This is a genomic window from Marinicrinis lubricantis, assembly GCF_042658665.1.
GTDB lineage: Bacteria > Bacillota > Bacilli > Paenibacillales > KCTC-33676 > Marinicrinis > Marinicrinis lubricantis.
In genome coordinates this window covers 1-675 of sequence record NZ_JBHSQV010000054.1, presented here as the reverse complement: position 1 = coordinate 675, position 675 = coordinate 1, and the positions used below count along the sequence as shown (strand labels likewise).

Below are 675 nucleotides of genomic sequence, written 5' to 3'. Positions count from 1 at the left end.
GTTCTCACGATTCCGATAGATTTGGTCGGCCAGAACCTCCTTTGGGTACACACCAAAGCGGTTCTTATACGTCTCTACCGATTCGATCAAGGTGACGCCTTCGTTGAAGTTGTCCCATTGCCGACGCTCCAAGAAGGCGAACCCTTGCACCATACTGACAGACACCTTCGCCCCAAATTCGACTTTCGCTTTGGCTTTCCCCCGAACGATCGGGCGAATATGCGGTTGATGAATGCTGACGATTCGATCCTCCACATGATGGACTCGCTTCGTATGCATCATTCGTTGCTGGCGATACAACTCTTGAATGACGAGCAGCTGTTTGTACTGCCGTTTGCTGAGCACTGTGAGCGGTGTGTTCGCCGCCAGTTCTTCAATGATGCGAAGGTCTCGCTTGATGAAGGTGAGTTGCTTGCCGATTCCCCGGCGCAGTGCTCGATGTCCGATTCGGCGCTGCTTGGCGAGAGCCAAGTACGCGCGACGTGCCTTTTCTCGATAGGTGCGCGGTTTCGGGCGTTGACCCACGTGCGGCTCGTGCAACGTGTCGATGATCCCTTCCAGCTTCTCGCGAGCCTCATTCAATAGTGTGATGTCGGTCGGATACGCGATGTCGGCGGGCGCACAGGTTGCGTCAAGCAACAGCGTCCCTTGGTTCGGATCCGGTTCCGAGCGCTT

General features: G+C 55.6%; 1 pseudogene. It reads right to left on the bottom strand.

The features are described 5' to 3' along the window. A pseudogene (locus tag ACFPXP_RS07990) lies at positions 1 to 675 on the bottom strand (IS5/IS1182 family transposase); the annotation flags it as partial.